Genomic DNA, 26102 nt, shown 5'->3' with positions numbered 1-26102 from the left:
GTGACTAATAAGAATAGACAAATAAGTTTTCAGAATTGCGACTTTCTTCAAATGTCCCGGGCGGGTATGTTAGTCGGATAATAATTGCACCCTGCATCGCTAATAACTCAAGACGTGGTACTTCTCTCTATGGCAATCAGTGACTCAACCCAGCCCGTTCCGGGTGCGCCGACGTCGCGCACCTCCTTTAAAGTCTTAGGCGCAATCAGTCTCTCGCACCTGCTCAACGACATGATCCAGTCGTTGATTCTGGCTATTTATCCGCTGCTGCAGTCCGAGTTTTCACTCACCTTCGTGCAGATTGGGATGATCACCCTGACCTTCCAGCTGGCTTCCTCGCTGCTGCAGCCGGTGGTGGGCTACTGGACGGATAAATATCCTATGCCGTGGTCGCTGCCCATAGGCATGTGCTTTACCCTAAGCGGGCTGGTGCTGCTGGCCATGGCCGGCAGTTTTGAAGCCGTGCTGATTGCCGCCGCGCTGGTAGGCACCGGCTCGTCCGTTTTCCATCCGGAGTCTTCCCGCGTGGCGCGTATGGCGTCCGGCGGTCGTCATGGCCTGGCGCAGTCCCTGTTCCAGGTAGGGGGCAACTTCGGTAGCTCCCTCGGCCCGCTGCTGGCGGCAGTGATTATCGCCCCGTACGGCAAAGGCAACGTGGCCTGGTTTGTGCTGGCCGCGCTGCTGGCGATTATCGTGCTGGCGCAGATCAGCCGCTGGTATGCCGCTCAGCATCGGGTGAATAAAGGAAAACCTAAAGCGAAGGTTATCAATCCCCTGCCGCGCAATAAGGTTATCCTCGCGGTTGCCGTCCTGCTGGTGCTGATTTTCTCGAAATACTTCTATATGGCGAGCATCAGCAGCTATTACACCTTTTATCTGATGCAAAAATTCGGATTATCGGTACAAAACGCGCAGATCCACCTGTTTGCCTTCCTGTTCGCGGTGGCCGCAGGGACGGTAATTGGCGGGCCGGTGGGCGATAAGATTGGCCGTAAATATGTCATTTGGGGCTCTATCCTCGGCGTAGCGCCTTTTACCCTCATTTTGCCGTACGCCAGCCTTGAATGGACGGGGATTTTGACCGTGATTATTGGTTTTATTCTCGCCTCCGCGTTTTCCGCCATTCTGGTTTATGCCCAGGAGCTGCTGCCTGGACGTATCGGTATGGTTTCCGGACTGTTTTTCGGTTTCGCCTTCGGCATGGGCGGGCTGGGTGCAGCGGTGTTAGGGATGGTTGCGGATCACACCAGCATCTTCCTGGTTTATAAAATCTGCGCTTTCCTGCCACTTCTTGGCATGTTGACCATATTCCTGCCTGATAACCGCCATAAAGCGTGAATTACGGGTAGCTAAACTTATGCTTTAGCTACCTGATACCCTTATACCATAAGGGTTTCCTCTTCATCCCCGCGCTGAATTTATCAAAATGCGCTTTTTTACGTGCATATTGCTGTTTTATTCAAACTTCAACAATTATTCATAAACATAAGGGTAAAAATTGTCATAAACTATTACCTGGTTTTTTGGTATTCACGCCAAAAATGGAACACTCACCACGAAAGGAGACGGAATGCACCACGCCACACCGCTTATCACCACCATTGTTGGTGGACTTGTGCTCGCTTTTATTCTCGGCATGATTGCCAATAAGCTGCGTATTTCTCCTCTTGTCGGCTATCTGCTGGCAGGTGTGCTGGCGGGACCGTTTACGCCAGGTTTTGTTGCGGATACCAAACTGGCCCCTGAGCTGGCGGAATTGGGCGTGATTCTGCTGATGTTCGGCGTCGGCCTGCACTTCTCCCTGAAGGATTTGATGGCGGTAAAGTCGATTGCCATACCGGGAGCGATCGCCCAGATAGGGGTGGCGACGCTGCTTGGGATGGCGCTTTCGGCCGTGCTGGGCTGGTCGCTGATGACCGGTATCGTATTTGGGCTGTGTCTTTCAACCGCCAGTACCGTGGTGCTGCTGCGCGCGCTTGAGGAGAGACAGCTGATAGACAGCCAGCGCGGGCAGATCGCGATAGGCTGGCTGATTGTGGAAGATCTGGTGATGGTCCTGACGCTGGTGCTGCTGCCCGCCGTCGCCGGCATGATGGAAAAAGACAATATCGGCTTCGCCTCGCTGGCGCTGGATATGAGCATCACCATCGGGAAGGTGGTGGCGTTTATCGCCATCATGATGCTGGTGGGTCGCCGTCTGGTGCCGTGGATCATGTCCCGCAGCGCGGCGACCGGATCCCGCGAGCTGTTTACCCTCTCCGTGCTGGCGCTGGCGCTCGGTATCGCCTTTGGCGCCGTTGAGCTGTTTGACGTCTCCTTCGCACTGGGCGCGTTCTTTGCCGGGATGGTGCTGAACGAATCCGAGCTGAGCCACCGCGCCGCACACGACACCCTGCCGCTGCGCGACGCCTTTGCCGTGCTGTTCTTCGTCTCCGTCGGGATGCTGTTTGACCCGCTTATTCTGATCCAGCAGCCGCTGGCCGTGCTGGGCACGCTGGCGATCATTATCTTTGGTAAGTCGCTCGCCGCCTTCTTCCTGGTGCGAATGTTCGGCCACTCTCCGCGGACGGCGCTGACCATTGCCGCCAGCCTGGCGCAGATTGGCGAGTTCGCCTTTATTCTGGCCGGTCTGGGCATGGCCCTTAACCTGCTGCCGCAGGCCGGACAAAACCTGGTGCTGGCGGGGGCGATCCTGTCAATTATGCTGAACCCGGTGCTGTTTGCCCTGCTGGAAAAATACCTCGATAAAACCGAAACGCTGGAAGAGCAGACGCTGGAAGAGGCCATCGAAGAAGAGAAGCAGATCCCGGTCGATATTTGCAATCACGCTCTGCTGGTCGGCTTTGGCCGCGTCGGCAGCCTGCTTGGCGAGAAGCTGATGGCGCAGGGCATTCCGCTGGTGGTAATTGAAACGTCACGCACCCGCGTTGACGAGCTGCGCGAGCGCGGTATTCGTGCGGTGCTGGGCAATGCGGCGAACGAAGAGATCATGGAGCTGGCGCATCTGGACTGCGCCCGCTGGCTGCTGCTGACCATTCCCAACGGCTATGAGGCGGGTGAGATTGTCGCCTCCGCGCGCGCGAAGTGTCCAAACATTGAGATTATCGCCCGGGCGCACTACGACGACGAGGTAGATTACATTACCGAGCGCGGTGCGGATAAGGTGGTGATGGGCGAGCGCGAGATTGCGAATACGATGCTGACGCTGCTGGAAAAACCGCCGGTTGAAGAGGCGGTGACGGGGTAGGTTTTGAGTGGCCTGATGCCCTCACCCTGGCCCTCTCCCACAGGGAGAGGGAACAAACACTAAAAACGGCAACCACAGGTTGCCGTTTTGCTTTTACCTGTCCCAGTACGCCTCTTCGAGGCTGTCTTCCCGTTCCGGCAGGCCACGCGTTAAGCGCGGTGAGTGCTGGTTCAGCACCTGATAGCTTACGCGGTTGGCGTACTTGCATACCTGCGCCAGCGACGAATAGGTCAGCCAGCTGAACTTGTGCTTGCTGGAATTTGGCACGTTGGTTTTGTGGTAGGCGTTAGCGGTGATGTCGTGCAGCAGCGCGGCCAGCGCGCCGTCGCCCGCGCCGTTGGTGTTCATGATCTTCTCCGGCCCGCCCATATACGGGGCGATGTGCGAGTAGATACGCAGCGGATTAACACAGTCTTTAAAACGCATGCCGCGGCTGAACTCGTACTGGTTGAACTCGGCAATCGCGCCGGGCAGCAGCGGGTGCTGGGTTTTGCGTTTGCTCTCTTCTTCGGTGAAGCCAGCCATATACAGCCCAACCGGACCCGCGGTGCAGAGCACCAGATCCACCCAGTCCAGCGCTTTGTCAGACGCCAGCAGCGGATCGCTTTCACCGGTCAGCGCTTCGGCCTCCTCTTCGTTCATCGCCAGAATCGAGACGTGCTCTTTCAGGAAGGCCTGCCACCATTCAGGATTATCGGCGATCACGAATTTGGTCCCCAGCGTCAGAACGACGGGCACGTCGTACTTCTTCGCGTACTCAATCGCCTTCATGGTCGCTTCCGGCATCGGCTCGCCCGGCTTGCAGCGCACCAGGTAGGAGGTCAGCACCAGCGCCGAGGCGCCCGCGATCACCTCTTCGGGAATGCTTTCCGCGCGCAGCTTGTTCATGTGGCCCGGGCTGATGGCAAAGGTCCGCTCGCCGGATTCACCGATCAGCGTAAAGCAGCGGCCAATCGGCCCGTCGACGCCCTGGAGATAGTTCAGATCGGTACGGCTGGAGGTGTTGCACAGGTAGCGATAGGCGTAGCCACCGATTTCGATATTGCTGCACATTACGCCGAGCAGGACAGAGCGGTCGTCCGCCAGCACGGAGTAGTTGTGCATGGTGTTGCCGATGGTGCCGCCGGCGAACTGATGGGTAATCAGGTTTTCGCGCACCAGCTCCTGGTACAGCGCTTCGGCAACATCATCTTCAATCACCAGCGAGTGACCGGCGCTCAGACCGTAACGGGCGACAAACGCATCATCCACTTTCGCTTCAATGTCCACCAGCGTCTGGTCGATACCCACGACCCACGCCGCGCTGGTTTCATTTTCTGGCTGGATTTGCTGCAGGAGCGGATCGCGGGCATCCACGGGGAAGTAGTGTTTGGATTTGCGTTTACCGGGAAATTTCATGGTCTGAACTGTACGAAGAATATGGGCCGGGAATGGTAGCACAAACCCGGCCCGGAGTGCGATCAGCGACCGTTCGTTACCAGCGAGACCATCATGTCGATATGCTCAGGGGAGTCGTTAAGCGCCGGAATGTACTCGTACTTTTCGCCGCCAGCCTCCAGGAAAAATTCCCGGTTTTGCACCGCGATCTCCTCCAGCGTCTCCAGACAGTCTGCCGAGAAGCCCGGCGACATCACCTGAATGTGCTTCACGCCCTTCTCACCCAGCATTTTGAGGGTTTCATCGGTATACGGCGTCAGCCACGGCTCGCGGCCGAAGCGCGACTGGAAGGTCATCATCACCATCTCCGGCGGCAGGCCGAGGGCGGAAACCAGCTCGCGGGTGGTATCGCGGCAGCGCTGCGGGTAATCATCCCCTTCATTGGCGAAACGCTGCGGGATGCCGTGATAGGAGAGCAGCAGCAGATCCGGCTCGCCGTGTTTTTCAAACGACGCGCGCGCGCTGTTGGCGAGCGCCTTGATGTACAGCTCGTTATCCGCGTAGTCGCGAATAAAGGTTACGCCCGGAATGCGGCGGCGGGTCGCCAGAATGCGCGCCAGCTCGTCCCAGACGGCGGCCACCGTCGAGCAGGAGTACTGCGGGTAGAGCGCCAGCACGACGATATGGTCCACGCCCTGCGCCAGCAGCGAGTCCACCGCGCTTTCCAGTGACGGTTTGCCGTAGCTCATGCCGAGCGCGACGGGCATCTCCGGCAGGCGGGCGGCCAGCGCCTTCTCCTGACGACGGCTGTAGACCATCAGCGGCGAGCCCTCTTCCATCCAGACGGACTGATAGAGTTTGGCGACGCGCGGAGAACGGATCGGCAGAATGACGCCACGCAGCAGCGGCCACCACAGCAGTCGCGGAAAATCCACGACGCGCGTGTCGCTTAAAAATTGTCGCAGGTAGCGTTTTACCGCGTCTGATGTAGGTGCTTCTGGAGTGCCCAGATTGGCAAGCAGGATGCCGGTTTTCGCCTGACTCATTCACGCCTCTTAACCATTTGAATGGTTGTCAATTGTAGCGGAAATGCGTTTAAACGAAACCCATTGCTGTAATAGGTAAGATGAGAATTTTTCTCACCCGGTGGCCCGGGTGAGAGAGATGCGATTAGCCGAGGATTTTTTCCAGCTCAGCACGCACGTCAGCCACGGCTTTGGTGCCGTCAACTTTGGCGTATTTGGTGTTACCCGCCTGCGCTTCTTTGGTGTAGTAGCCGATCAGCGGCGCAGTCATCTGATGGTATTCCACCAGGCGCTTACGCACGGTCTCTTCCTGATCGTCTTTACGGGTGGTCAGCTCTTCGCCGGTCACGTCGTCTTTGCCTTCAACCTTAGGTGGGTTGAATTTGATGTGGTAAACGCGGCCAGAGGCAGCGTGTACGCGACGGCCAACGATACGGTCAACGATCAGCTCGTCCGGTACGTCGAACTCCAGAACGTAGTCCACGTTGATGCCCGCTTCCTTCATGGCGTCAGCCTGAGGAATGGTACGTGGGAAGCCGTCCAGCAGGAAACCGTTACGGCAGTCTTCCTGAGCAATGCGCTCTTTGACCAGAGCAATGACCAGCTCGTCGGTCACCAGCTTGCCTGCGTCCATGATGTCTTTCGCCTGTTTACCCAGCTCGGAGCCAGATTTAACAGCGGCGCGCAGCATATCACCGGTGGAGATTTGCGGAATACCGTATTTCTCCATGATGAACTGAGCCTGAGTTCCTTTACCCGCGCCCGGAGCGCCAAGCAGAATAATACGCATTGCGAAAATCCCCTCAAAAGTCGTTTCAATTTTTCAAAAGCGCTAAACAATACCACCAGAACGGGCATCGCTCAAGGAAGGCAGGAAGGCTGAAACGGTTAATGGGGGGAGATAATTTGGGATAGTGCGGTCTGGTGCCCTCACCCTGGCCCTCTCCCTCGGGGAGAGGGAGAAGACCAGGAGATGCGTGGTCAGTTACGCCAGCAGCAGCGCATTCACACGTTTAATGAAGAGGTTAGGATCTTCCAGCGTGCCGCGTTCGGCCAGCAGGGACTGATCCAGCAGGAGTTCAACCCACTCGGCAAAGCGGGCGTCGTCCTGGGTATCCGCCGCGCGTTTCACCAGCGGGTGATCCGGATTAAGCTCAAAGATATATTTCACTTCCGGTACCGCCTGGCCCGCCGCGGCGAACAGCTTCGCCATCTGGGTGCTCATTTCGTCGGCATCGGTGGTGACAATGGCCGGAGTGTCGGTCAGACGATGCGTGAAACGCACCTCTTTCACGCGGTCGCCGAGCAGGGTTTTCACGCGCTCAATGAACGGCTCCAGCGCCTTCTCGGCTTCTTTCGCATTTTCATCCACTTCATCTGCCAGCTTGTCGATGGACTCATCGGCTTTGGCAACGGACTGGAACGCCTTACCGTCGAACTCGGTCAGGTAGTTCATCATCCACTCGTCGATGCGGTCGGAAAGCAGCAGCACTTCGATGCCTTTCTTACGCAGCAGCTCCAGGTGCGGGCTGCTCTTCGCCGCGGCGTAGCTGTCGGCGGTGATGTAGTAGATCTTCTCCTGCCCTTCTTTCATGCGGGAGATGTACTCTTCCAGCGACACGGTCTGCGCGGAGGAGTCGGTGTGCGTAGAAGCAAAGCGCAGCAGTTTGGCGATGGTTTCAACGTTCGCCATGTCTTCAGCCGGGCCTTCTTTCAGCACCAGACCGAACTGTTTCCAGAAGGTCTGGTATTTTTCCGCATCGTCTTTCGCCAGTTTTTCCAGCATCTGCAGCGCACGTTTGGTCAGGGCGTTGCGCAGGTTACGGGTGACGGTGCTGTCCTGCAGAATTTCGCGGGAGACGTTCAGCGGCAGATCGTTGGAATCGATCAGGCCGCGCACAAAGCGCAGATAGTTCGGCATGAACTGCTCGGCGTCGTCCATGATGAACACGCGCTGCACGTACAGCTTCAGGCCATGCTTGTGATCGCGGTTCCACATGTCCCACGGCGCCTGTGCCGGGATGTACAGCAGGCTGGTGTACTCCTGCTTACCTTCCACACGGTTGTGGCTCCAGGTCAGCGGGTCGGTAAAGTCGTGGGCGATGTGCTTGTAGAATTCGTTGTACTCGTCGTCTTTAATCTCAGACTTGTTGCGCGTCCACAGCGCCTGCGCCTTGTTGATTTTCTCCCAGGAAACCACGGTTTCACCGTCTTTCTCTTCCTGTTTTTCAATCTCAACCGGCAGCGCGATGTGATCGGAGTACTTGCTGATGATGGAGCGCACGCGCCAGTCGTTCAGGAAATCATCTTCCCCTTCACGCAGGTGCAGGGTGATTTCGGTGCCGCGGTCCGCTTTGGTGATGTCATCAACGGTGTATTCGCCTTCCCCTTTGGATTCCCACAGCACGCCGTTCTCGGCGCTGTCGCCTGCCGCACGGGTGCGCACGGTGACTTTGTCCGCCACGATGAACGCCGAGTAGAAACCGACGCCGAACTGGCCGATCAGCTGGCTGTCTTTCGCCTGGTCAGAGCCCATGGACTCCAGGAACGCCTTGGTGCCGGATTTCGCGATGGTCCCGAGGTGGTCGATCACCTCGTCGCGGTTCATCCCGATGCCGTTATCGGCGATGGTCAGGGTGCGGTTCTCTTTATTAAACGAGACGCGCACGCGCAGCTCGCCGTCGCCTTCGTACAGATCCGGGTTAGACAGCGCGCGGAAGCGCAGCTTGTCCGCCGCATCCGAGGCGTTGGAAATCAGCTCACGCAGGAAAATTTCTTTGTTGGAATACAGGGAATGGATCATCAGGTGCAGAAGCTGTTTTACTTCTGACTGGAAACCACGGGTTTCTTGTCCTTTCATCTATGTCGACCTCAACAATGCCATTTAATGGGGTTTTAAAACGTTGAGGGAGAGATGGGGATACGGGGGGAAATTTTCAAGCGGAGGCGGCGCGCGCAGCCTCCGTTTGGTCAGAAAATAATCTTGTGACGTCCGGCCAGAGAGTGCGACAGCGTGGTGCCGTCGACCATCTCCAGCTCGCCGCCGACCGGCACGCCGTGGGCGATGCGGCTGGCGTCAACGCCATACTGCGAGCACAGTTCGGCGATGTAGTTGGCGGTTGCCTCCCCTTCCACCGTTGGGTTGGTGGCGAGGATCACCTCTTTGATGGTTTCGGACTCGAGACGCTGTTCAAGGCGGTCAAGACCGATATCGTCCGGGCCGATTCCGTCCAGCGGGGAGAGATGCCCCATCAGCACGAAGTAGCGCCCGGAAAACTGCCCGGTTTGTTCGATGGCGTAGATGTCCGCCGGACTCTCCACCACGCAAATCTGACCGTTTTCCTGACGACGCGGGTTCGTACAGATGTTACACACGTCCTGCTCGGTAAAGGTGCGGCAATCCGCACAGTGACCAATTTCTGACATGGCGCGGGTCAGAGCCTGCGCCAGGCGCATCCCGCCGCTGCGGTCGCGCTGCAATAGCGTAAACGCCATGCGCTGCGCCGACTTCGGGCCAACGCCCGGCAGACAGCGCAGTGCTTCCATTAACTGCGTGAGCAGCGGACTGGTTTGCATCAGAATGGCATCTTGAAGCCAGGCGGCAGCTGCATGCCGCTGGAAACGGAGGCCATTTTCTCTTTCTGGGTTTCGTCGATACGGCGAGCGGCATCGTTAAACGCGGCTGCAACCAGATCTTCCAGCATCTCTTTGTCGTCTTCGAGCAGGCTCGGGTCGATTTCCACGCGACGGCAGTTGTGCGCACCGTTGATGGTCACCTTGACCAGACCGGCACCGGACTCACCCGTGACTTCCAGCTGAGCGATCTCTTCCTGCATCTTCTGCATTTTTTCCTGCATCTGCTGAGCCTGCTTCATCAGGCCACCCAGACCGCCTTTTCCACCAAACATAGGCTTCTCTCTTCTTTCACGTTTAAGGATTACAACCGTAAGTCAGACTCACGATCAAATGGGGCGAATACTCTCTTCATCCAGATCGGCGTCGAAGAACCGGCGCAGGGTCTGAATGTTGTTATCCGCAATTATCGCCTCGCGCGCCTGCGCGAGCTTCTCTTCATAAATGGCCTGGCGCCACTCCAGCGGCGTTTTCACTGCCGGATTATCATCTTCAATGATAGTCAATTCAACCGGTGCACCCTGTAATGTGGCGAGCGCCTCGGCCAGCGCCTTTTGCGCGCCAGGGGAATTCAGGTGCCGCTGGCCCGGACGCAGGTGCAGACGCACCTGATTGCCGTCCTGCTCTTTCCAGGCGTTCAGCGCGACCTGCTCCACCAGCTTCGGCAGCTGGAGTTTGCTGACCTCTGCGGCCCAGGCGTCGCGCGCAATGGACTCTTCGGCAAGCTTCGCGGCCAGCTCCGGCGTTTTTTCATGCTCCAGCGCCTTTTTCAGCGCTTTCGGCGTGGCAACCTCTTCCTTCACCGTTTCGGTGATAGTGGTTGCCTTCCAGCGGTAAGCCTCTTCTTTCACCGGGGCTCTCTGCTCGAGCGCGGACGGTGCCGGACGCGACTGTACGCGCTCCGTTACCGAGGCCAGTCGTTCAAGCGCGGCGTTATTCACCGGCCGCGCTCTTCCTGGCGCTGCCGGTTCACTCTTTTTTGGTTTGGTTACTCCCTGCGCACGCTGCAGCTGGCTGCGCGCGGCAAGCACCGAACTGGTGGCATCCGACAGCGGTACGTTCTGCTGCGGTGGCGGCGTCGGCTGCGGCGGCACCTGCTGCGGTGACATCACCGCCGTCGGCGCGACCGGGGCGAAAGACTGCCGCGGCACGTCCGGCTCCGGCAGCGGCATGCGCGGGTGGAACGCCAGCGCGCGCAGCAGCGTCATTTCAACGCCCATCCTCGGATCCGGCGCAAACGGTAGCTCTTTGCGACCAATCAGCAGCGTCTGGTAATAAAGCTGCACGTCGGCAGGCGGCACGGTGCGGGCAAGCTCACGCATCCGCTGTTCAATGGCGGCCATATCCGCACCAATGGCGGAGGGAGAAAGCTGCAGCATTGCCACCCGGTGCAGCAGGCTGAGCATCTCAACCAGCAGCCCTTCCCACTCAATACCGCGGGCAGCGGCCGCGTTCACCAGCGACATCACGCGTTCGCCGTTAGCGGCAATCATCGCTTCGATAAGCGACAGCGCCTGATCGTCATCCAGCGTGCCGAGCATGGTGCTGACCGCGTCAGTCGAGAGCTTGCCGTCACCGCTGGCAATCGCCTGGTCGGTGAGGCTTAACGCATCACGCAGGCTGCCGTCCGCGGCGCGGGCCAGCAGCTGCAGGGCGCGCGGTTCGTGGACAATCTTCTCTTCGTCAAGAATGTGCTCAAGCTGCGTACGGATCTGCTCAACGTCCAGCGCCTTCAGGTGGAACTGCAGGCAGCGCGATAAAATCGTGACCGGCAGCTTTTGCGGATCGGTGGTCGCCAGCAGGAACTTCACGTGCGCGGGCGGCTCTTCCAGCGTCTTCAGCAGGGCGTTGAAGCTGTGGCGCGAGAGCATGTGCACTTCATCGATCAGGTAGACCTTGAAGCGGCCGCGCGCCGGGGCGTACTGGACGTTGTCCAGCAGGTCGCGGGTATCTTCAACTTTGGTGCGCGAGGCGGCGTCGATCTCGATCAGATCGACAAAACGCCCCTGCTCGATCTCCCGGCAGTTATCACACACGCCGCACGGCGTGGCGGTGATCCCGGTTTCGCAGTTGAGACCTTTTGCCAGCAAACGGGCAATAGAGGTCTTACCGACGCCGCGGGTGCCGGAAAAAAGATAGGCGTGATGGATGCGACCTAGCGACAAGCCGTTCGCCAGGGCCGTCAGCACATGTTCCTGACCGACAACGTCAGCAAAGGTTTGTGGTCGCCATTTACGGGCTAACACCTGATAACTCATGGGCAGGCTCTGCAACGCTGGAAGGTGAATTTATGGAGGGGAATGCTATCACAACCTCACCCATTGAGCGAGGTTGTGAAAACCGGGATTAGTGACCCGGGAAAGGTACCAGGCTGTAGCTGGTAATACCCTGTTTTTCCAGGCGCTGTTCACCGCCGAGATCGAACAGGTTGATGATGAAGGCCGCGTCGGTCACTTCCCCACCCAGACGGCGGATCAGCTTCACGGTCGCTTCAATGGTGCCGCCGGTTGCCAGCAGATCGTCGACCACCAGCACTTTGTCGCCAGGCTTGATCGCGTCAACGTGGATCTCCAGCTGATCGGTGCCGTACTCCAGCTCGTAGCTTTCTGCGATGGTTTCACGCGGCAGTTTGCGCGGCTTACGCACCGGCACAAAACCCACGCCCATTGCCAGCGCAACCGGTGCGCCAAACAGGAAGCCACGGGCTTCGGTACCTACTACTTTGGTGATCCCGGCGTTTTTGTAACGCTCGACCAGCAGTTCAATGCTGAGTGCGTACGCTTTCGGGTCTTCCAGCAAGCTGGTGACATCACGGAAAAGAATGCCAGGCTTTGGGTAGTCCTGGATGCTTTTGATGCTGTTTTTCAGATATTCAAGCTGCTGTGCAGTTGCGGTCATCGGTTTGTGCCTAAATGAAACAGTGTTACTCACAGCGCGCAACGAGTCGGCCAAGGCAACAATTGTTTAACCTTTGACCAGGCGCACCTGTGCTCGAAAACGGTCGAATTTACTGGCTGCGCGTGATAATTGCAACAGCCATGATGAGGCTTCAGTGCTTTTGTTGCTTTTCATCAACCACGGGGATCCGCCACATAAAGATAAGCAGGCAGGAGAGAATGATCAGCAGCAGGATCCGCACCCACATCATTTTCACCAGCCATAATGAAATGGCGAAGGTGGTGAGGATCACCGCGATCGCGCGCGGCTTCGCACCAGGCGGCATGGCACGGTGTTTTTGCCAGTACCGCAGGTAGCCGCCGAACCATGAGCGGTAGAGCAGCCAGTGGTGAAAACGCGGCGACGAGCGGGCGAAGCACCAGGCCGCCAGCAGGATAAACGGCGTGGTCGGCAGCAGGGGTAATACTACACCCAGCGTGCCCAGCACTACCGCAAGCCAGCCAATGATGATTAAAATAGTACGCTGCATAATGCGAATCGTTATCAAACTGAACGGCTACTTTACCACTGGAGAGCGCCTTGAAAACAGCACTGCTTCTTGAGAGGCTGCAAAATCAGCTGATCGCTCTGCGGGCGCAGGCCACGCCGCTGATGGGGCACGCCACGCTGAAGCCGCGCTTTGACCGGCAGCTTTTTCGTACCCGCAGCACCGTCATTCAGGATTACCTGGCTGAAGCGCAGACGAACCTCGACGAGCTTCGCCATGCGGTTGAGAATGAACAACAGGAACAGGTGGCGTGGCTTGCAGAGCATCTCACCGAGCAGATCACCGCACTGCATCGCGAAATCGCCGCCTGGCCGCTGCGCGCCTGGGACAGCGCCTCGCCGGGGCTCGGCAAATGGCAGCGCAAGCGGCTCGAGAACCAGGAGTTTGAGCGCCGGCTGTTTGAGATGAAGCGTGAACGCGAGGTGCGTCTGAACAACAGCGAAACGCTGGAAGAGCAGCAGCTATTGATGCGCGAGATTAGCGCGCTGGAAGGACGCATCGTCCGCTGCCGTCAGGCGCTGGATGACATTGAACGCGTCATAGAACGTTTGACCCGTTAACAGGAGCCACACCCATGTCACTGGAAAATGCACCCGATGAGGTCAAGCTGGCCGTCGATTTGATTATGCTGCTGGAGAATCATGAGATCCCCGCCGAGACGGTGCTTAAGGCGCTGGAGATTGTGCGGCGGGATTTTGAGGGGAAACTTCCCCCTCACCCTAACCCTCTCCCACGGGGAGAGGGAAAATAGATTAAGCCGGAGTCGGGTCGTCGCCCTTAATGTCGCGCTTCACTTCCGTATGCTCATCACCTTTCTCGTTACGCAGGTGAACCTCAAGCTGGTTGAAGGCGATATTAATATCGTTTTCACGGCACAGACGATCGATAGAGCGGTTAAGCTCATCCACCGTGTAGCTGCGGTCACGCAGTTCACGCACGTATAAACGCAGCTCGTGATCAAGCGTACTCGGCCCAAAGGTGGTAAAGAACACCGCCGGAGCCGGATCGTGCATCACTTTCGGATGCTCAGACGCCGCCTTCAGCAACACCTCTTTCACCTTATCCAGATCCGATCCATAGGCCACGCCCAGGCGGATCACCACGCGCGTCACCGTATCGGAAAGCGACCAGTTGATCAGACGCTCGGTCACGAACGCTTTGTTTGGGATGATCACCTCTTTGCGATCGAAGTCGGTGATGGTGGTGGCACGAATGCGGATCTTGCTGACCGTTCCCGAGAACGTGCCGATGGTGACGGTATCGCCGATACGTACCGGACGTTCGAACAGGATGATCAGGCCGGAGACAAAGTTACCGAAGATCTCCTGCAGGCCAAAACCAAGACCGACCGAGAGGGCGGCCGCCAGCCACTGCAGTTTATCCCACGAGACGCCAAGCGAACCAAAGACCGTCATCGCTCCAACAATAATGATGACGTAGTTGAGGATCGTGGTAATGGCGTAGGACGCCCCCTGGCGAAGATTCAAACGTGACAGGAGCAGCACTTCGAGCAGGCCTGGCAGGTTGCGGATCAGCGCCCAGGCCACCACCGACGACACCAGCGCAAACAGCAGGCTGCCCATGGTCACGCTTTTCATGACCGCCGCGCCGGCTTCGGTTCCGTTGTATTGCCAGAGGGTAATACTGTCGAGATAGGCGAAAACGGTAATAAGATCGGACCAGATCGCCCAGAACATCACCGCAAACAGGGCGATCATCACCAGCATGGTGATACGCAGCGTCTGCTGGTTAACCTGCTCCAGCGCGATGGTCGGCTCTTCCTGCGGCTCAGCGCCTTCGGCCCCCTCTTTCACCTGATGCTGACGACGCGCGATGGCGCGGCGATAGGCAATGCGGCGCGCCGCCACGCTCAGGCCACGCAGTACGGTCTGATAGAGCAGGTTCCAGACGATCACCAGATAGACCGTTTCAATCCAGCGCCCGGACAGGCGCAGCGTGGTATAGAAGTAGCCCGTCGCCGTTAGCACCATCAGCGCCAGCGGAATGATCGCCAGCACCGTCACGGTGGCCAGACGAATATTGTGGGACTCTTTATCACGCCAGCTGTCGCGACACATCGGCCACATCAGGATCGCAATCAGCAGCAGGTTCAGCAGGATGACCAGCTGGCCCAGCACGTCATCCATCAGATGCAGCGGGGAAAGCTCAGAGACAACCGACCAGAAGTGCAGCGGCAGCAGCGCCAGGCTGATGCGCACGATCTGACGACGCCAGTGGCTGGTCAGCTGCGCTGGCATGTTGAAATGACGCACCGCCACGCCGTCTTTTTCCAGTACCTTCCAGCACAGGCCAAACACCAGCCAGAACAGCGCCAGTTTTTTACTGAACGCCCACAGCAGATCGCTGACGTTGAGCTGCATAGTGAGCAGAATCAGACCCACGGCCAGAATAATCAGGCACACCGGCAGGGCGCGAATAAGGTCAATCAGAATCGCTTTTGGCGTATGGAGCTGGCTATCGTTGCGCAGCTGCCCTACTTCGGAGGCCAGCTTCGCCTGGTATTTTTTCAGCCAGCCCAGACGCCAGCGGATGAGACCGGCAATCAGCAACAGCGGCAAACCGGCCAGAAAAGCAATCATTACCGCAGGCCAGGCTTTCTCCCAGTTTACGGTGATCTTCATGCTCTTAATCTGCGTTTTCAGCGTCTCAGGGAAGGATTTAACCCAGTCCCAGTCCATCGGCTTGTTGCTGTTTACCCAGAAAATCTGCTGGGTCAGGATCTCCTGCAGACTTTTCGAGACGCTCACCAGCTGCTGCTGGTTGATTTGCAGGTTAATGGCCATCATCAGCTGGTTACCCAGCTGTTTATTGAGCTGGTCCAGCAGCTCGCGACGCATATCCACGACCTGGAGCAGCGCGTCGTGCACTTCCGGGTTCACGTCGCTGGAATGCCCCTCTTCAATTTTGGCGACAAAGGTATCGCTCTGGAAAAGGGCATCGCGCTGCTGGTTGACGTCAAACTGCTCCAGACGTAAATCCGCAATGCGGTTGGTCATGTCCTCCAGCTCGTCGGCGGACGGAAGCGTCTGCTGCTGCTGGTAGAGAATACGCGACAGCAGGAGGCTGCCCTTCAGGACCGCGATCTGCTCTTTGATGTTGCGTTCCGCCTGCAGGGCGCGATCCAGCCAGTTCTTCACCTTGATATTTTGCTGAACCAGCGAGTTGCCGTTTTCCGTCGCCAGTATCAGGCGCTGACTGAGCTGATGGTTAGCCTCAAGCTCCTGTTTTACCAGCGGGTTGGCCTGAATACGGGCGGTTTCGTCAGGGGATACGGCCTCCTGGGCGGTTTTTTCCGTCAGGGTCAGGCGTTTGCTGTTAACCGCCTCCTGCAAAAGCTGAAGCTGATGCTCCAGACGATTAATGTTCGCGGTGACGTAATCACGCTGTTTCTGCAGAGTGTCCTGCAGCACCGTATTCCCTTCCAGGCTTTTACGCTGCTGTTCGATCTGCGCATTGAGCAACGACTGCTGAACCAGCAGCAGGGTTTGCTGCGTCGGGCGCAGCGTGCCTTCGCCCACCGTCGTGCCGTTCAGGCGGTTGCGGATCTGCTGCAGCTGCTGAGACGCGGTATACATCGCATTTTGCACGCGCTCGGGCTGGGTTTGCAGGGAGACAAGCTGGCTGTTGTAGGTCGCGAGATCGGACTGCGCGGTTTGCAGATCGTCGAGCAACTGGGCGACGCGCGATTCCAGCTGGCGTAAGGAGAGCGTGGCGAGCGTTTTGCGCGTTTCGTTGTCGTTATCAACGTCACTCAGGGCATTCAGCGACTCCGTCGCTTTGCGCATGTTTTCAGGGGCCTGCGCCACCTTCTGACGAAGCTGTGCGGTTTCAGCCTTAACGCGTTCAATTTTATCCAGCGTCTCCAGCGTTTCCGTCAGATCCTGCTGCGTCAGTTTTTCCTGAGGAGAGAGTTCTTTTTGTTTGTTCAGCGTGTCGAGCTGCGACTGAACGTCAGCACGCGTGGGAATATCGTTGCTGTTATCGGCGCGGGCCCAGGTCAGCGGCGCCGTGGCGAAGAAAAACAGCATCGCAAAGAGCAATGCAAAAACAGGATGTTGCGAGCGATTGATGGGCAGCATAGTTGTGAATGATGTCAGAAGATGACCGAAAATAGTCCGGCGTGAAGAATATCACGCTCGTCAGATGCAGAATAGCGCGAACGTAAGCCTCTGAGATAAATCCTGGAAAGGGGTCAGGCCGTTAGCGAAGGCGCGTCGCTGCGCAGCGTCGGGCTAAGCTGTAGCATTTCCAGTAAAATCGCCACGTAGCTGCGAGCTTCCGCTTTAAGATCAAACGATTGCGGTGCAAAAAGCCAGTTTTCCATCAGACCAGAAATGTAGCTGCGCATCAGAATCGCCGCCCGACGGGTCAACAGATTGGCCGGTAGCAGTTTTGCCTCCATACAGAGGTTCAGGTTGTGCTCAATACGGTCATAGCTTTCCAGACTGAGGCTTCGTTGCGCCTGCTGCACGACCGCCATCTCGCCCACGAACTCGCATTTATGAAAAATAATCTCCATCATTAATCTGCGACGTTCTTCAACTACCGTTGCTTCAAGGATATATACTAATATTTCTCTCAATACTGAGAGTGGATCGTCTGGGAATTTTGCCCGATACTCACTCTCGAGATCGCTAATGCTGGACTCTGAAAGCTCCCAGATTTCACTGAACAGATCTGACTTGTTTTTAAAATGCCAGTAAATCGCTCCTCGCGTCACACCGGCGGCCTGAGCAATTTGCGCCAGCGAGGTTGCTGAAACACCTTGCTGCGAGAACAAACGTATCGCCACATCCAGAATATGTTGTCGGGTTTCCAGCGCTTGTTGTTTAGTTTTTCGTGCCATAGGTGAGTGAATTTACAGGAGTCAGATTTACATACATTTGTGAATGTATGTACCATAGCATGACGATAATATAAACGCAGCAATGGGTTTTAGACTCAGGACCCTTGATCAATTTGAAATCGGACACTCGAGGTTTACATATGAACAAAAACAGAGGGTTAACGCCTCTGGCGGTCGTTCTGATGCTTTCAGGCAGCTTAGCGCTAACAGGATGTGACGACAAACCGGCTCAACAAGGAGCTCAGCAGGCGCCAGAAGTAGGCGTTGTGACGCTCAAATCTGAACCTCTACAAATCACCACCGAATTACCCGGCCGTACAAATGCTTACCGCATTGCGGAAGTGCGTCCTCAGGTTAGCGGCATTATCCTGAAACGCAACTTCACCGAAGGCGGTGATGTGCAGGCCGGTGAGTCTCTGTATCAGATTGATCCCGCAACCTATCAGGCGTCTTATGAAAGCGCGAAAGGCGATCTGGCTAAAGCACAGGCCGCGGCTAAAATTGCCCAGCTGACGCTGAACCGCTATCAAAAACTGCTCGGTACCAAGTACATCAGTCAGCAGGATTACGATACCGCCCTGGCGGATGCCCAGCAGGCTAACGCCGCCGTGGTGGCAGCCAAAGCGGCCGTCGAAACCGCGCGCATTAACCTGGCCTATACCAAAGTGACCTCCCCTATCAGCGGTCGTATTGGTAAATCTTCCGTCACGGAAGGGGCTCTGGTGCAGAACGGTCAGACCACTGCGCTGGCGACCGTGCAGCAGCTCGATCCGATCTATGTTGACGTCACGCAGTCCAGCAATGATTTCCTGCGCCTGAAACAGGAGCTGGCTAACGGCACCCTGAAACAGGAAAACGGCAAAGCCAAAGTGGAGCTGATTACCAACGACGGTATCAAGTTCCCGCAGGAAGGGACGCTGGAATTCTCTGACGTGACGGTCGACCAGACCACCGGTTCCATCACCTTACGTGCGATTTTCCCGAACCCTGACAAAAATCTGCTGCCAGGTATGTTCGTTCGCGCACGTCTGGAAGAAGGAACGAATCCAACCGCCCTTCTGGTTCCACAGCAGGGTGTGACCCGTACGCCACGCGGCGATGCGAGCGCACTGGTTGTTGGGGCTGATAACAAAGTCGAAATGCGCAATATCACCGCCACCCAGGCGATTGGGGATAAATGGCTGGTGACGGAAGGTCTGAAAGATGGCGATCGCGTGATTGTTACTGGTTTGCAAAAAGTTCGTCCTGGCGCGCAGGTTAAAGCACAGGAAGTGAAATCTGACGATAAACAACAAGCTTCGGCCGCTGGCCAGTCAGAACAAACCAAGTCTTAACTTAAACAGGAGCCGTTAAGACATGCCTAATTTCTTTATCGATCGCCCCATATTTGCGTGGGTGATCGCCATTATCATCATGCTGGCCGGGGGACTTGCGATCCTGAAGCTGCCTGTCGCGCAATATCCAACGATTGCGCCACCGGCGGTGACGATTTCCGCAACCTACCCAGGGGCTGATGCAAAAACGGTGCAGGACACCGTCACTCAGGTTATCGAACAGAACATGAACGGTATCGATAACCTGATGTACATGTCCTCAAACAGTGACTCTACCGGTACAGTTCAGATCACCCTGACCTTCGAGTCAGGTACGGATGCTGACATTGCGCAGGTTCAGGTGCAGAACAAACTGCAGCTGGCGATGCCGCTGCTGCCGCAGGAAGTACAACAGCAGGGCGTGAGCGTCGAGAAATCGTCCAGTAGCTTCCTGATGGTTGTCGGCGTTATCAACACCAACGGCACCATGACGCAGGAGGATATTTCCGACTACGTAGGCGCCAACATGAAGGACGCCATCAGCCGTACGTCCGGTGTGGGTGACGTGCAGCTGTTCGGTTCTCAGTACGCAATGCGTATCTGGATGGATCCGAACAAGCTGAACAACTTCCAGCTGACGCCGGTTGACGTGATTAACGCGATTAAAGCGCAGAACGCCCAGGTGGCAGCCGGTCAGTTAGGCGGTACGCCGCCGGTGAAGGGCCAGCAGCTTAACGCCTCGATCATCGCGCAAACCCGTCTGACCTCCGCGGATGAGTTCAGCAAAATTCTGCTGAAAGTGAATCAGGACGGATCGCAGGTTCGCCTGCGCGACGTGGCGAAAGTCGAGCTGGGCGGTGAGAACTACGACATCATCGCGAAGTTCAACGGTAAACCGGCTTCCGGTCTGGGTATCAAACTGGCAACAGGCGCGAACGCCCTGGATACCGCCACGGCGATCCGTGCAGAACTGAAGAAAATGGAACCGTACTTCCCGTCAGGCCTGAAGATCGTTTATCCGTACGACACCACGCCATTCGTTAAAATTTCGATTCACGAAGTGGTTAAAACGCTGGCAGAAGCGATCATCCTGGTGTTCCTGGTCATGTATCTGTTCCTGCAAAACTTCCGCGCGACGCTGATCCCAACCATCGCCGTTCCGGTCGTTCTGCTGGGGACCTTTGCCATCCTCGCGGCCTTTGGCTTCTCGATAAACACCCTGACGATGTTCGGGATGGTGCTTGCCATCGGCCTGCTGGTGGATGACGCCATCGTCGTGGTAGAGAACGTCGAGCGCGTGATGGCGGAAGAAGGTCTGCCGCCGAAGGAAGCGACCCGTAAATCAATGGGTCAGATCCAGGGCGCGCTGGTTGGTATCGCGATGGTACTGTCTGCGGTATTTATCCCGATGGCCTTCTTCGGCGGCTCTACCGGTGCGATTTACCGTCAGTTCTCGATCACCATCGTTTCCGCGATGGCGCTGTCGGTACTGGTCGCATTGATCCTGACGCCTGCGCTGTGTGCCACCATGCTGAAGCCGATTCAGAAAGGCGGTCATGGCGAGCATAAAGGGTTCTTCGGCTGGTTTAACCGCATGTTTGATAAGAGCACGCACCACTACACCGACAGCGTGGGCAACATCCTGCGCAGCACCGGTCGTTACCTGCTGCTCTATATCATCATCGTGGCGGGGATGGCGATCCTGTTCGTTCGTCTGCCAAGCTCGTTCCTGCCGGATGAAGACCAGGGCGTGTTCCTGACGATGGCACAGCTTCCTGCGGGTGCGTCGCAAGAGCGTACCCAGAAAGTGCTGGACGAAGTGACGGACTACTACCTCACCAAAGAGAAAGACAACGTTGAATCCGTGTTTGCGGTTAACGGCTTTGGCTTTGCGGGTCGTGGTCAGAACACCGGTATCGCCTTCGTTTCTCTGAAAGACTGGTCTGAACGTCCGGGCAAAGAGAACAAGGTTGAAGCCATTACCGGCCGTGCGATGGGCACCTTCTCGCAGATTAAAGATGCGATGGTGTTCGCCTTCAACCTGCCGGCGATTGTTGAACTGGGTACCGCGACCGGCTTCGACTTCCAGCTGATTGACCAGGGCGGTCTGGGTCACGAAAAACTGACGCAGGCGCGTAACCAGCTGTTTGGCGAAGTGGCTAAGCACCCTGACCTGCTGGTCGGCGTGCGTCCAAATGGCCTGGAAGATACGCCGCAGTACAAAATCGACATCGACCAGGAGAAAGCTCAGGCGCTGGGCGTGTCCATCAGTGACATCAATACCACGCTGGGCGCCGCCTGGGGCGGTAGCTACGTTAACGACTTCATCGACCGCGGTCGCGTGAAGAAAGTGTACGTGATGTCCGAGGCGCAGTACCGTATGTTGCCAAACGATATCAACAGCTGGTTCGTGCGCGGCAGCAATGGTCAGATGGTACCGTTCTCGGCATTCTCAACGTCACGCTGGGAATACGGTTCGCCGCGTCTGGAACGCTATAACGGTCTGCCATCAATGGAGATCCTGGGTCAGGCTGCGCCGGGCCGAAGCACCGGTGAAGCCATGAACCTGATGGAAGAGCTGGCGAGCAAACTGCCTTCGGGTGTTGGCTACGACTGGACCGGGATGTCCTATCAGGAACGTCTGTCCGGTAACCAGGCCCCTGCCCTGTACGCGATTTCACTGATCGTCGTCTTCCTGTGTCTGGCAGCGCTGTATGAGAGCTGGTCAATTCCGTTCTCCGTTATGCTGGTGGTACCGCTCGGGGTTATCGGTGCGCTGCTTGCGGCAACGTTCCGCGGACTGACCAACGACGTGTACTTCCAGGTAGGCCTGCTGACAACCATTGGCTTGTCGGCGAAGAACGCGATACTTATCGTTGAATTCGCCAAAGATCTGATGGAGAAAGAAGGTAAAGGTCTGATTGAGGCGACGCTTGAGGCTGTTCGTATGCGTCTGCGCCCAATCCTGATGACGTCACTGGCGTTTATCCTCGGCGTACTGCCGCTGGTTATCAGCTCCGGTGCGGGCTCCGGTGCGCAGAACGCGGTCGGTACGGGCGTTATGGGGGGTATGATCACCGCAACCGTACTCGCTATCTTCTTCGTACCGGTGTTCTTCGTGGTGGTTCGCCGCCGCTTCAGCCGTAAGAATGAAGATGTTGAACACGCGCATTCGGTAGAACCTCACTGATACCGGTTTCACATGATAAAAAGGCCGCATTAGCGGCCTTTTTCATTTTCAGAAAAAATCATAAATTACGCTTATTGTGATTCAATTTATTTTCTGCCATCTTAATTAGACATATCATAATTAACTGATAACTTAATCGGTGAATTCAGGATTTTTTTAATTTCATTTCCCCGCTTAAGCTATTAGGAATATTCCTAATAAGAAGTTCTGACAACGTGAAGTTCGAATCTGAACTTTTCTCGCCATTTTTGCTAAGCCAATGAAACGTAAGGAAGCGATAAAACAGCGCGTTAATTTGGATAAAAAAGGGGTGTCCAGGGTGGAACATTGCGTACCTGCTCGCAGTCTACGGTTTTATTTGTAATTTTTCGTAATAGCGCGATGAAATCCAGGAAGGAGTGGCTTATAGTTAGGTTATCAGGAACACAGCACTCATGTAGCTAAGTCAGTTGTATCCATCCCGACAATGATGTTCGGTGAGTAAGAAATCACTCAGAAGGGGATGCGCTATGGACGAGTACTCGCCAAAAAGGCATGATATCGCGCAGTTGAAATTTCTCTGCGAATCCTTGTACCATGACTGCCTTGCCAACCTTGATGAAAGCAACCATGGCTGGGTAAACGACCCAACGTCTGCCATCAATTTACAGTTGAATGAGCTGATAGAGCATATCGCAACCTTCGCACTTAATTATAAAATTAAGTACAATGAAGATAATAAGCTCATTGAGCAAATTGATGAATACCTGGACGACACCTTTATGTTGTTCAGTAGTTACGGCATTAACGCCCAGGATTTGCAAAAATGGCGTAAATCGGGAAACCGGCTATTCCGCTGTTTCGTCAACGTGAGCAGAGCTAACCCGGTTAGCCTTTCCTGTTAAAATTATTACAATTACTAAGGTGAATTTATGTCTGATAAACCACTCACTAAAATCGATTATTTGATGCGCTTACGACGTTGTCAGTCAATTGACACCCTCGAACGCGTGATTGAAAAGAATAAATACGAGCTTTCTGATAATGAACTGGCCGTATTTTATTCAGCCGCTGACCATCGTCTTGCTGAGCTGACCATGAATAAGTTGTATGACAAAATCCCTACTTCTGTATGGAAATTTGTCCGTTAATCTTTGAAGGGTGTCTGTAGAGTTCTACGCCACGTTCTGAGTTTTTTACCTATCCCGTTATGTTCCCTGTGCCCAGGCCAGGTCTCCGTGTAAAACGTGTTCATCAGCAACAATGTTGTGACGACAGTCACATCGGCTTTTCGGGAACGTTCCCCTCTCGACCTGTTCCGATTACCCTGCGGTAATCATTTCCAGAGAGGTTTCCTATGAGCGTAGAAAAACAGAAGATGATTGCCGGTGAACATTATCGCCCCGGCGATGAGACGTTACGGGCCGACCGACTGCGGGCCCGCCATCTGGTTTACCGCTATAACCACACCGCGCCCGATGAAAAAACAGAACGCCAGAATATCCTGGCGGAACTTCTGGGGCAAAGCGAAGGCGCTTATATAGAACCAAGCTTCCGCTGCGACTACGGATACAATATTTATCTGGGCAAAAACGTTTACGCGAACTTCGACTGCGTGATGCTGGATGTCTGCCCTGTTCGCATCGGCGATAACTGTATGCTCGCGCCGGGTGTGCACATTTATACGGCCACCCACCCGCTGGATGCAGAGGAACGGAACAGCGGCGTGGAGTTTGGGAAACCGGTCAACATTGGGAATAATGTCTGGATTGGTGGCCGGGCGGTCATTAACCCTGGCGTCACGATCGGTGATAATGTGGTGGTGGCCTCCGGCGCCGTGGTGACAAAAGACGTCCCGGCTAACGTCGTCGTGGGCGGCAATCCGGCAAAAATCATCAAAACTTTATAAGGGCGCGGGGAGCCAACTGTTATGGTCTTTTAGCGCCTGACTGTTACTTTTTTCAGCCCGATGGCTCCCCTAAAATTGGCAGACACCCTGTATTGTCAACTCTTATGAAGGCAAAAAATGACCGAGATACAGCGCCTGCTTACCGCCACCATCGACGATCTTAACCTCCGCGAAAAGCGCGACAATCGCCCGCGCTTTAGCATTAGCTTTATTCGCAAACATCCTGGACTGTTTGTCGCCATGTATGCCGCCTGGCTGGCGACGCTGATTGTGATGCTGAAGTCCGAAACGCTGGTGGACTCCGTCTGGCTGCTGGTTGTGCTGTTTGTGGTCTTTAACGCCTTTTTCTTTTTCGACGTGAATCCGCGCTACCGTTACGAAGATATCGACGTTCTCGATTTCCGGGTCTGCTACAACGGTGAATGGTATAACACACGTTTCGTGCCCACGGAGCTGATCGACAGCATCATGCACTCTCCGGCCGTTGAAACAGCGCAAAAAGAGAAGCTGCAAAAAATGGTCTCCACCAAAGGCCAGCTCTCTTTCTATGATGTCTTTACCCTTTCGCGCCCTGCTGCTGCGTAATTAACGCCTGCAGACGCCGGATCCCCGGCGAAAACTGCGAAGCAGAGGTGTTGCCGTAACCTAAAACCAGACCGGTTTGCCCCTGCTTCGCCTCCAGGTAATACCCGCTCAGTGCAGCGGGTGCCAGCTGAAACGCCCTCGCCTGCGCCACCAGCGTCTGGTCGTCAATATCGTCTATCGCCAGCGTCAGATGCATCCCGCCTTCACCGGCCAGTATACGGTGCGGCGTGTGAAGCTCTGCCCCCAGCACCTCCCGCAGCTGGCGGTATCGCTTACGATAGAGCCGACGCATGGCGGCAAGATGACGGGCATAGTGGCCTTCTTCAATGAACAGCGCCAGCGTACGCTGTTCGGCACGATGCCCGCCCCGCAACAGCGAGCCGATGGCCGGGCGAGCCGCTTTCGCCAGCGCTGGCGGCAAGACCATGAAGCCCATTCTGAGCGACGGAAACAGCGTTTTACTGAACGTTCCCAGATAAACCACGGGCGCGTTGTTGACCATCCCCAGCATCGCGGGCACAGGCTCACCGGCATAACGGAATTCGCTGTCGTAATCGTCTTCAATGATCCACGCGTTCTGCTGCCGGGCCAGTTCCAGCAGCGCCAGACGTCGCCGGGCACTGAGCACGCTTCCGTAGGGGAACTGGTGCGAAGGTGAGGTAAAAATCAGCGAGGGAGCAGGCGCATCCCGTCCTTCCCAGCACATTCCCTCGTCATCAACAGGGATTCCCGTCATGGTCAGGCCTGTTTTAACAAACGCGCTCTTTGCCCCGCTATAGCCGGGGTTTTCCACCCACGCGACATCGCCAGGCTCACTCAACAGCATGGTGCACAGATTAACCCCCTCAAGCGCCCCTTCCGTTATCACTATCTGGCCGGCATCGCAGTCGATACCGCGGGACAGGGCGAGGTGTCGGGCAATCGCTGCCCGCAGCGACGGTTCACCGGCCGGGTCGCCATACCCTAGCAGGGCACTTCCCTCCTCGCGCATCACGCGATCGTACAATCGCCGCCACAGCGGTAGCGGAAAATAGTTGATAGCCGGGGTTCCCGGGGTAAACGCCAGCACCGGCGTGTCCCGGGGCACGGGCGCTGGCAGCAGGCCGACCCGCCGGGCGAGCCTGATAGCAGGGTCCGGCAATGTCCGGGCGACAGAGCGGTGAGCGAGCTGTGCCACCCGCGTTCCCTGGCGGTTACGCTGCAAATACCCTTCCAGCGTGAGCTGGTCCAGCGCCGCATTGACGGTATTGCGGGAAAGGGAGAGCTGCTGAGCCAGCGTTCGCGAACCGGGAAGCTGGCTGCCGGACAGTAGCCTTCCGCACAGTATGGCCTCCCGTAACGCAAGATAAAGCGCGCGCTGGCGCGTCTCTTCCCCACGTTTTTGCAGGGCAGCATTGAGCAAGGTATAAAATTCATCACCCGGTATATTCATCTCGCCTCCTCGTGGCACCATCAAAACATAGCGCAGTGGTTCTTTTTAAGGAACCAGCAATTCACTAGTCTGGAACTCTTTTCAACGTCACGGAAATTAA

General features: G+C 56.3%; 22 protein-coding genes and 1 other annotated feature. Of the genes, 10 read left to right on the top strand and 12 right to left on the bottom strand.

Annotated features, from left to right (window positions below; translation table 11 throughout):
- Positions 1-129: 129 nt before the first annotated feature.
- Together C6A40_RS00810 and ybaL are read left to right on the top strand one after the other, a co-directional pair.
- Positions 130-1338: an MFS transporter gene (locus C6A40_RS00810; protein WP_023326815.1), complete on the top strand. Its 1209-nt coding sequence runs from the start codon at positions 130-132 to the stop codon at positions 1336-1338.
- A 232-nt stretch (positions 1339-1570) separates the two neighbouring features.
- Entirely contained in the window at positions 1571-3247 is a 1677-nt protein-coding gene (ybaL, locus tag C6A40_RS00805; protein WP_008499303.1) for a YbaL family putative K(+) efflux transporter, read from the top strand.
- 93 nt (positions 3248-3340) lie between these two features.
- Here the strand turns inward: ybaL and C6A40_RS00800 are convergent, their stop codons facing one another.
- The 9 genes from C6A40_RS00800 to C6A40_RS00755 all read right to left on the bottom strand — a co-directional run bounded on the left by C6A40_RS00800 (position 3341) and on the right by C6A40_RS00755 (position 12709).
- Complete coding sequence (locus C6A40_RS00800; RefSeq protein ID WP_045335410.1) at positions 3341-4645, bottom strand: inosine/guanosine kinase; 1305 nt, start codon at positions 4643-4645, stop codon at positions 3341-3343.
- 62 nt (positions 4646-4707) lie between these two features.
- Positions 4708-5670, bottom strand: coding sequence for a ferrochelatase (gene hemH, locus C6A40_RS00795; protein WP_045335409.1), 963 nt, complete (start codon positions 5668-5670; stop codon positions 4708-4710).
- A gap of 124 nt (positions 5671-5794) precedes the next feature.
- Positions 5795-6439: an adenylate kinase gene (gene adk / locus C6A40_RS00790; protein WP_006809841.1), complete on the bottom strand. Its 645-nt coding sequence runs from the start codon at positions 6437-6439 to the stop codon at positions 5795-5797.
- A 195-nt stretch (positions 6440-6634) separates the two neighbouring features.
- Positions 6635-8509 carry a molecular chaperone HtpG gene (gene htpG / locus C6A40_RS00785; RefSeq protein ID WP_021241627.1) on the bottom strand — a complete coding sequence of 625 codons (1875 nt, stop codon included), beginning with the start codon at positions 8507-8509 and terminating at the stop codon, positions 6635-6637.
- A gap of 110 nt (positions 8510-8619) precedes the next feature.
- Positions 8620-9225 carry a recombination mediator RecR gene (recR, locus tag C6A40_RS00780; protein WP_008499298.1) on the bottom strand — a complete coding sequence of 202 codons (606 nt, stop codon included), beginning with the start codon at positions 9223-9225 and terminating at the stop codon, positions 8620-8622.
- Complete coding sequence (locus tag C6A40_RS00775; RefSeq protein WP_003858972.1) at positions 9225-9557, bottom strand: YbaB/EbfC family nucleoid-associated protein; 333 nt, start codon at positions 9555-9557, stop codon at positions 9225-9227. The genes recR and C6A40_RS00775 overlap by 1 nt, the downstream gene beginning before the upstream one ends.
- 54 nt (positions 9558-9611) lie before the next feature.
- Complete coding sequence (gene dnaX, locus C6A40_RS00770; RefSeq protein WP_045335408.1) at positions 9612-11540, bottom strand: DNA polymerase III subunit gamma/tau; 1929 nt, start codon at positions 11538-11540, stop codon at positions 9612-9614.
- Positions 10218-10282 (bottom strand) — a sequence feature (DnaX frameshifting element). (Overlaps the previous gene by 65 nt.)
- Before the next feature lie 88 nt (positions 11541-11628).
- On the bottom strand, positions 11629-12180 hold the full coding sequence (gene apt, locus C6A40_RS00765; RefSeq protein WP_000127359.1) for an adenine phosphoribosyltransferase: 552 nt from the start codon (positions 12178-12180) through the stop codon (positions 11629-11631).
- Positions 12181-12331: 151 nt separating this feature from the next.
- Positions 12332-12709 (bottom strand): DUF454 family protein, encoded by a 378-nt coding sequence (locus C6A40_RS00755; protein WP_039023753.1) that lies wholly within the window; start codon positions 12707-12709, stop codon positions 12332-12334.
- Positions 12710-12759: 50 nt separating this feature from the next.
- Between C6A40_RS00755 and priC the strand changes: the two genes are divergently transcribed.
- On the top strand, positions 12760-13287 hold the full coding sequence (priC, locus tag C6A40_RS00750) for a primosomal replication protein N'' (protein ID WP_023293139.1): 528 nt from the start codon (positions 12760-12762) through the stop codon (positions 13285-13287).
- A gap of 14 nt (positions 13288-13301) precedes the next feature.
- Positions 13302-13478: a pleiotropic regulatory protein RsmS gene (rsmS, locus tag C6A40_RS00745; protein WP_045335407.1), complete on the top strand. Its 177-nt coding sequence runs from the start codon at positions 13302-13304 to the stop codon at positions 13476-13478.
- Position 13479: 1 nt separating this feature from the next.
- Here rsmS and mscK read toward each other — a convergent pair whose 3' ends face one another.
- Positions 13480-16827 carry a mechanosensitive channel MscK gene (gene mscK, locus C6A40_RS00740; RefSeq protein WP_023293140.1) on the bottom strand — a complete coding sequence of 1116 codons (3348 nt, stop codon included), beginning with the start codon at positions 16825-16827 and terminating at the stop codon, positions 13480-13482.
- A gap of 113 nt (positions 16828-16940) precedes the next feature.
- On the bottom strand, positions 16941-17594 hold the full coding sequence (gene acrR / locus C6A40_RS00735; protein WP_008499291.1) for a multidrug efflux transporter transcriptional repressor AcrR: 654 nt from the start codon (positions 17592-17594) through the stop codon (positions 16941-16943).
- A 140-nt stretch (positions 17595-17734) separates the two neighbouring features.
- Here acrR and acrA point away from each other — a divergent pair, with 140 nt between their 5' ends.
- The 6 genes from acrA (at position 17735) to C6A40_RS00705 (ending at position 24570) form a co-directional block, all read left to right on the top strand.
- Positions 17735-18928 (top strand): multidrug efflux RND transporter periplasmic adaptor subunit AcrA, encoded by a 1194-nt coding sequence (gene acrA / locus C6A40_RS00730; protein ID WP_021241633.1) that lies wholly within the window; start codon positions 17735-17737, stop codon positions 18926-18928.
- A gap of 22 nt (positions 18929-18950) precedes the next feature.
- Positions 18951-22097: a multidrug efflux RND transporter permease subunit AcrB gene (acrB, locus tag C6A40_RS00725; protein ID WP_008499289.1), complete on the top strand. Its 3147-nt coding sequence runs from the start codon at positions 18951-18953 to the stop codon at positions 22095-22097.
- Positions 22098-22606: 509 nt separating this feature from the next.
- The gene (gene tomB, locus C6A40_RS00720) at positions 22607-22981 is read left to right on the top strand and encodes an Hha toxicity modulator TomB (protein ID WP_008499288.1); all 375 of its coding nucleotides are present in this window, start codon (positions 22607-22609) and stop codon (positions 22979-22981) included.
- Positions 22982-23008: 27 nt separating this feature from the next.
- The gene (locus C6A40_RS00715; RefSeq protein WP_008499287.1) at positions 23009-23227 is read left to right on the top strand and encodes an HHA domain-containing protein; all 219 of its coding nucleotides are present in this window, start codon (positions 23009-23011) and stop codon (positions 23225-23227) included.
- 206 nt (positions 23228-23433) lie between these two features.
- Positions 23434-23985 (top strand): maltose O-acetyltransferase, encoded by a 552-nt coding sequence (gene maa, locus C6A40_RS00710; RefSeq protein WP_045335406.1) that lies wholly within the window; start codon positions 23434-23436, stop codon positions 23983-23985.
- Positions 23986-24102: 117 nt separating this feature from the next.
- The gene (locus C6A40_RS00705; RefSeq protein WP_008499285.1) at positions 24103-24570 is read left to right on the top strand and encodes a YlaC family protein; all 468 of its coding nucleotides are present in this window, start codon (positions 24103-24105) and stop codon (positions 24568-24570) included.
- Here the strand turns inward: C6A40_RS00705 and pdxR are convergent.
- Entirely contained in the window at positions 24542-26002 is a 1461-nt protein-coding gene (pdxR, locus tag C6A40_RS00700) for a MocR-like pyridoxine biosynthesis transcription factor PdxR (protein WP_045335405.1), read from the bottom strand. The genes C6A40_RS00705 and pdxR overlap by 29 nt on opposite strands.
- Positions 26003-26102 lie beyond the last annotated feature (100 nt).

Source organism: Enterobacter sp. GER_MD16_1505_Eko_090 (assembly GCF_003331015.1).
Lineage (GTDB): Bacteria > Pseudomonadota > Gammaproteobacteria > Enterobacterales > Enterobacteriaceae > Enterobacter > Enterobacter roggenkampii.
Note: the sequence above shows the minus strand (reverse complement) of the source record. Positions and strands in the feature narration are given on the sequence as shown.